Below are 7,896 nucleotides of genomic sequence, written 5' to 3'. Positions count from 1 at the left end.
GTGCGACGATCGGGTCGCCATCGGCCGGGTCTCTCACCATCAACCAGACGAGCGGCAGCGCYGTCGTCAAYTGGCAGAGTTTCGATGTCGGCAAGGGCAACCGCGTCACCTTCGTCCAGCCCGATGCCAATTCAGCCATCCTCAACCGGGTGACCGGCCAGACRASKTCGACCATWKCMGGYCAGATCAATGCCAATGGCCAGGTCTATCTGATCAAYCCGAACGGCATTGCCATTACCAATTCAGGCACGGTGAARRCMGGCGCCTTCGTCGCCTCGACGCTCGGCATCTCCGATGACGACTTCATGACCGGCAAGCGGAGYTTTACCGGCAATGGCGCATCTGGCTCGGTGACGAATGCCGGTACGATCACGATTAACCGCGGCGGCTATATGGCGCTGATCGGCGGCACGGTCGCCAATTCTGGTGTCATCACCGTGCCGATGGGCAAGGTGGCCTTGGGATCCGGCGAGCAGGCAACGCTCGATCTGTCCGGMGACGGCTTCCTGCAGGTGGCGGTGCCGACCAAGGCTAAAGGCAGTGGGGCGCTGGTCGACAATAGCGGCAGGATCTCGGCCAGAGGCGGGACGGTGCAGCTGTCGGCGGCGGCGGCGAGGGACATGGCGCGGCAGGCGGTCAACATGTCGGGGACGATCGAGGCGAAGGGTGTCTCGGGCAGAAGCGGCGATATCGTGCTGTCGGGCGGCGATGGCGAGGTGGCGATCTCAGGCAAGGTCGATGCCAGCAGCCGGCGCGGCTCAGGCGGCAAGGTTGAGGTGACGGGCCGCAAGATCACGCTGGCGAATGCGAAGATCAATGCCTCTGGCAAGACCGGCGGCGGCACCGTCAATATCGGCGGCAATCGCCAGGGCAAGGGGCCGCTGCAGCATGCCGAGACGCTGACGGTCGATGCCAATACGGTCATCAATGCCGATGCGGTCACGACGGGCAATGGCGGCAATGTCGTTCTGTGGTCCGACGATCTGACGCGTTTTGCCGGGACGATCACGGCCAAGGGCGGCGCGATCTCCGGCAATGGCGGCGAGGCGGAAGTCTCGGGCAAGGCAAAACTGTCCTACACCGGTCTCACCGATCTGACGGCGGCGCATGGTTCCGTCGGCAATCTGCTGCTTGATCCCTATAATGTGACGATTTCGACGGCGACGGACAGCAATTCCTCCGGCTTCACGGCGACAGGCAATGACAGCGTCATCAATGTCAACACGCTGACCAATGCGCTCGCAACCGCCAATGTCACCGTGACGACGGGCGGCTTCGGCAGTGCCGGATCGCAGGCCGGCGACATCACCATTGCAGCACCGCTGAGCTGGAACGCCAATCTCCTTCGGCTCGACGCTGCTCACTCAATCAACGTCGACGCGACCGTCACGGTCGGCGGCACCGGCGCTCTGATGCTGAACACCAATGTCGGCGGCGGCTCGGGCGGCACGCTTGACTTCGGACTGACCGCGACGGGCTTTGCCGGCCGCATCGACTTCACGGGCACGCCAGGCTCGCAAGCGCTTCTCCTCAATGGCGCGCAGCAAACGCTCGTTTATTCGGCCTCGGATCTGCTGACCATCAACACGGCGAACTCTGGCCGTTTCGCACTTGCCGGCAATCTTGATCTTGCGGCAACGCCCTTTACCGACGCGCCGATTTCCACGTTCACAGGCAGTTTCGAGGGGCTCGGACATACGATCTCCAACCTGACCATCAACAGCACGACAAATAATGCGCCCGTCGGCCTGTTCGGCACGGTTACGGGCGGCACGATCCGGGACGTCGGCCTTGTCGGCGGCCTTGTCAGCGGCGTCGGTACAATGCCCAGCTTTCCGAATCCCGGAGCGATGGATGGTGCGTTGGTCGGTCTTCTAACAACGGCCAGCAACGGCACGCAGGCCTTGGTCATCAACGCATTTGCCTCCACGAACGTGAGCGGTGGAACGAGCGCCTCGGTCGGCGGGCTTGTCGGCGCGACATTGAGCCACGGCGCGCCGGTGTTGATCGCCAATTCCTATGCAACAGGTGCCGTGACGGTCGGACAATACGGCATGGCCGGCGGCCTGGTCGGACAGAACCACGCCTATGCGAGCTCGGCCACGATCAGCGGCTCCTACGCGACGGGTGCAGTGACTACAGGCTCCGGCGGATTCGGCGGCGGCCTCGTCGGCTACAATTATGGCGATAGAGATACCGCAGCGATCACAGGCTCTTATGCGACGGGAGCCATCACCGGTGATGCGAATTCCACTCTTGGCGGCTTGGTGGGCGAGAATTTTGCCTACATCGGTGTCACTGCTTCGATTTCCAATTCCTACGCGACCGGAACCGTCGGCTCGACAGCGGGAGCGGCTGCGACCGGTGGGCTCGTCGGGATAAACTTTGCATCGAACGGTGCCTCCGCGCCTATTTCCAACGTGTTCGCGACCGGCGCGGCCTTCGGCGGCAGCATGGCGGGAGGCCTCACCGGACAGAACTATGCGTCGACGTCCGCGACAGCCTCTATCATCAATGCCTATGCAACTGGCGCGGTTTCCAGCACGCGATACGGTCAGGCCGGCGGTCTCGTCGGAATGATGATGACAGATGGTGGGACTTCCAGCGTCAGCAATGCCTATACGACCGGCCGCGTTACGGCGCCGACGCAATCCACCGCGGGCGGGCTAATTGGCCAGACCATGCCGCGGAGTGGTGGCACGGTCTCCGTTACCAACGCCTATTGGGACATGTCGACGAGCGGCATCGCCAGCAACGGCATCGGCAATGATGGGGCGGGCCAGCAAGGGAATGTGAGCGGGCTTGCTACATCGGGTCTTCAGACGACGGGCGTCAATCTCGGCTCCGCCTTCGCCGGCGGCACGAATGGTCTTTATCCCTATCTCACCAGCTTCTTCCCGAACGGAATTCAGGCGATTTCTGGCACCGCCTATGTCGATAACCAGGTGACACCAGCAGCCTCAGGCCTCAACGGCGCGGTCACAGTGACCGGTCTTGCCAACGGCAGTCGCTTCGGGTCGGCCTCGACAGGCGCCAACGGCTACTATTACCTCTTCGGCGCTGCGGGATCCTTCGCGCCCGGTGCTTCGCTCGTCACCTATACGAGTGCCAATCCCGGAACCGGCGTGACCAACTCGGCAGCATTCGCCACTGCGTCTAACCAGCATGTTCAAACCGGGTTCAATCTTCTCGGCAACACGATGTCGGGCTCGACGGTGTCGACGCTTTACTCAACCGCTGGTGTCACGAAAGCCGCCGCCATTGCTGCGAGCGGCAATGATGCAAGCGCCACCGCTGCCATCAACGGTACGTCCAACATTCTGATCAACGCGCTCGGCGCGAGCTTCACGATCGATCAGGCAGTGACGGTAGGCGGACTGACCGTAACGACCGCGAGCGGATCGCCGTTGACGGTCGCCAGCTCGCTGACACTGACGGGAGGCAGCAACCTCCGTCTACTCTCTGGCGGTGCGCTGACGATCAACGCTCCGATCACTGTGAAGGGCGCGGGTTCTGTCGCGCTTGCCTATGACGGCTCGTCGGCGAGCAATCTCTCATTTGGACTGACCGGTTCCGGCTTCGTCGGGAGCCTCACCTATCTGAATGCAGATGGTACACTTGCGACGTCGAACCAGGGCGGCTCGCTCGGTGTCAATGGCGCCGCCTATTCGCTTCTCTACTCGATGGCGGATGTGGCCAATATCACGTCGGTCGGTCTCGGGGGGCAATATGCACTCGCCAGAAGTCTCGACGCGGCGGGCACCACTTACAGCGATGCGCTGATTGGCCCAAACTATCTCAACTATTTCACCGGCGCCTTTGAGGGCCTTGGCCATACGATCAGCAATCTGACGATCTCCAAGAGCGGCGACGGCGCTGGGCTCTTCGGTTATAGCAGCGGCCTCATCCAGGACGTCGGGTTGGTCAACGTCTCGGTCGCCAACACGAATCCCTATGGCCGTTATGTCGGCGGCCTTGTTGGATACCAGTCCGGCAACATAATCAATAACGCCTATGTCACCGGCTCGGTGAATGGCGGCAGCAACACCGGCGGTCTCGTCGGCTATCTGATTGGTGGTACGATTAACAGCGCCTACTCCGCCGCCGCGGTCATCGGCGATGCGAAAGTGGGCGGCCTTGCCGGATATGTCAGCGGTGCCGTCAGCAATTCTTACGCGACGGGTGCCGTTATAGGCTCCGGCAACAGCACCGGCGGCCTCGTTGGCGTTACCGACTCGTCTTCTCATGGTGTCTCGATCAACAACGTCTATGCGACGGGCGCCGTGATTGGTGGCAATAACGTCGGCGGACTCATCGGATTCTTATTTGGTACGATCGGCAACGCCTATTCGACGGGCGCGGTTAGCGGCGGCAATGCCGGCGGGCTTGTCGGATATGCATATGGCGGCTCGATCGCCAATAGCTACTGGGACACGCAAACAAGTGGGACGACCACGGCAATCGCAAACGATTCCGCCGGGCTGTCGGGCAATGTAACCGGCCTCACAACTGCGCAATTGCAGGACGGTTCCTCGGCCAGCGGCCTCGGCTCGGCATTCACCGTCTCCCCCGGCCTCTACGCTTATCTTACCCCGTTCTATGCAAATGGCGTCCAGGCCATCTCCGGCATCGCCTATCAGAACAGCGGCACGACCGCGCTTGCCTCCGGGGCGAATGGTGCGGCCCTCGTCAATGTGCGCGTCGGAAACGGCACCGTCCAGACAGTCACGACGGGAGCGAACGGCTACTACTATGTGATCGTCGCCAATGGCACGATCGATACGACCAACGGTACCAATGTGTTGGCCTATACGGCTGCCAATGCGGCAACGGGTGCGGCTGATGGGGCAACGTTCAGAACAGTACTAGGCACCGTCAACAATGTCGACGTTTCGGGCGGCTGGCGGCGTGACATGACCGCCCTTGGAACGCTGTCGGCATTGGACGCAGCCTATGCCAACGCGGCTGCCGGCACGACGGCATCCGGTCTCACATTCGCCAATCGCTCGATCTTTGCGGTGAACGGCTTCGCCGTCGATGCGGCACTTTCGGTCAGCGGTACAGTCAATCTATCGAGCCCTGGAAACGTCACGCAAACCGCCGCCATCTCCGCTAATACGTTGATGCTGCAGGGGGCAGGCAACACGTTCACGCTCACGAACAGCGGCAACCAGTTCAGCCAATTCGTCGCATCCGGTGGAGCCATGGATATCTACGACGCCAGCGCTTTGACGGTCGCGGCGAACGTCACTGATGCCTGCAACTGCGTCGTGACGGGCGTGACCGGCGATCAGGTCAAGATCGCGACGGCGGGCGACCTGACGATTGCATCAGGTGCCGCGATCTCCGGTAGTTCCCCAGTGCTTACGGCTGGCGGCGCCTTCATCAACAACGCCGGATCGGGCGCGGTCTCAGCTACGTCAGGCCGCTGGCTGATCTATTCCGCCAACCCAACTGGCGACACGTTCGGCGGGCTCGACAGCGGTAACACGGCCGTTTGGAATACGGCGGCTGGTGGCACGGTGTCAGCGACAGGCAATCGCTACGTCTTTGCCTATCACCCGACCTTGACAGTCGCGGCCGTCGATACAACCAAAACGTATGGCGACGTCGCGACGTTGCCGAATGCCGCGATCACCGGTCTTGATGCAGGCGTCGCCGGAGCCTATCTTGGCGACACACTTTCAGATGTCGTCTCGGGATCGGCCAGCATTGCCTCGGTCGGCGCGGCAGCGTCAGCCAACGTTGGAATCTACGATATCGTTGCCACGCAGGGCTCGCTCTCGTCGAGCAGCTATGGCTTAACCTTCGTCAATGGCGCCCTCAGCGTTAACCAACGCGGGCTGACCGTCACGGCGGATGCGCAAACCCGCATCTACTATAACGCCAATCCGACCCTCACCTACACCATCGGTGGGCTCGGCCTCGCCAATGGCGACACGCTCTCAGGCAACCTCGTGACGGGGGCGGCAGTGGGATCCAGCGTCGGCATCTATGCAATCTCGCAGGGCTCGCTTACGGCTTCTAGCAACTACGCACTCACCTTCACCGGCGCGAACCTGACGATCAACCCGCGTGCGCTGACCGTGACGGCGGATGCTCTGTCAAAGACCTATGGAGACCTCAACCCAACGCTGACCTATACGGCAAGCGGCCTCGTCAACGGCGATACGCTGTCCGGGTCACTTTCAACAGCCGCCGGACAATATTCCAACATTGGCGGCTACGCGATCACCCAGGGCATGCTTGACAATTCCAATTATTCGATCAGCTACATCGGCGCCAACCTGACGGTCGATAAGCGCGCGATTACCGTCGCGGCCGATGATCTCACCCGTAGCTATGGCGACATCAATCCGGCCCTGACTTATGCGGTGGGTGGCTTGGGGCTCGTCAATGGCGATACGCTGTCTGGCGCATTGGCAACGTCTGCGGCAACGACCTCGAATGTCGGTTCCTACGGAATCACCATCGGTTCGCTCGCAGCTTCGGGCAATTATGATCTGTCCTTCACTGGTGGCAATCTGACGATCGGCCGACGGGCGATTTCAGTCTCGGCAAATTCCGGCCAAAGCTTTATCTACGGTAACACGCCAACGCTCGCCTATACCGTGGGCGGAGCAGGCCTCGTCAATGGTGACACCCTTGCCGGTGCCCTCTCCGGGATTACCAGCACGACCGGTGTCGGTATCCATGCGATTACCCAGGGAACGTTGACCAATGGCATTAACGGCAATTACGACATCAGCTATAGCGGCGCTGATGCGAGTGTGACGCCACGGGCGATTACGGTTACGGCCAATGCTGCAAGCCGTGCCTATGGCGATGCCAACCCGACACTCACCTACATCGTTGGGGGGAGTGGACTTGCCAATGGCGATGGGCTGTCCGGGGCGCTTTCGACCAACGCGACCACGACATCCGGGATCGGCACCTATGGCATCACGCTGGGGACGCTCGACAATACCAACTATGCGATCAGCTATACGGGCGCAGATCTCACGATCAATAAACGTGCGATCACGGTGACCGCCAGCAACCAGAATCGCAGCTATGGTGACACGTCGCCGCTTGCCTATTCGGTTGGTGGCGGCGGGCTCGTCAACGGCGATAGTCTGACGGGTGCACTGTTTGGCGTGACTGGCACGACAGGGGTGGGCACCTATGCCATCACGCAGGGCACCCTTGCCGCGTCCGGCAATTACGCGCTCACGTTCTCCGGCACCAACCTTACGGTCGGCAAGCGGACCATCATTGTTACCGCCAACAATGCCAGCCGTACCTATGGCGATCCCAATCCGCCCTTCAGCTATAGTGTCGGCGGCGCAGGCTTGGCCAACGGCGACCTTTTGACGGGCTCGCTCACCTCGGCCGCCGATCGGAGCTCAAACCCCGGCAGCTATGTCATCAGCCAGGGAACACTTGCCGCCTCGGCAAACTACGACCTGAGTTTCATCGCTGGCTTGTTGAAAGTCACGACGACGCCATCTATCCCGAGCATGGATCTTGCAAGTACGACGGTGCCGCGATCCTTCGTGCCGGACACCGAACCGCTGCCGCCGGTTCTCGGCGGAGACGGGGGCGCCTTCTCTGTCTCGGACGATGGCTCGCACGACTTTTTCACCGATCCGCGCTTCGGCGGCACGGTCGTCTGCCTTGAAGATGGGGCCGGTTGCATGGTCCAGCCGGCCAGGCCCTAGCCATGGGGCGAAGGCGTGTCCCGTTGGCTCCCGTCGAAACTAACGGCCGTTGCGGCCAAGTGCCGGAAACAGAGGATGGTGTGCCCAGTACCCCATCCGATCTTGAATTGAAAAAGGAATTTGCAACGTGACGATCATCGATAATCTTCAGCGTCAGGCATGGGCCGTTGTTGGATCGGCCGCCCTTGCCGGCCTC

The 7,896-nt window shown here is 61.6% G+C and carries 1 protein-coding gene; it reads left to right on the top strand.

From position 1 onward, the window contains the following. Positions 1–8: 8 nt before the first annotated feature. Positions 9–7,700 carry an MBG domain-containing protein gene (locus QD461_RS19035; RefSeq protein ID WP_414089162.1) on the top strand — a complete coding sequence of 2,564 codons (7,692 nt, stop codon included), beginning with the start codon at positions 9–11 and terminating at the stop codon, positions 7,698–7,700. The last annotated feature ends 196 nt before the right edge of the window (positions 7,701–7,896 follow it).

The organism is Rhizobium sp. BR 314 (assembly GCF_047445805.1).
GTDB classification, from domain to species: domain Bacteria; phylum Pseudomonadota; class Alphaproteobacteria; order Rhizobiales; family Rhizobiaceae; genus Rhizobium; species Rhizobium lusitanum_B.
This window is presented reverse-complemented; position numbering and strand designations above follow the sequence as displayed.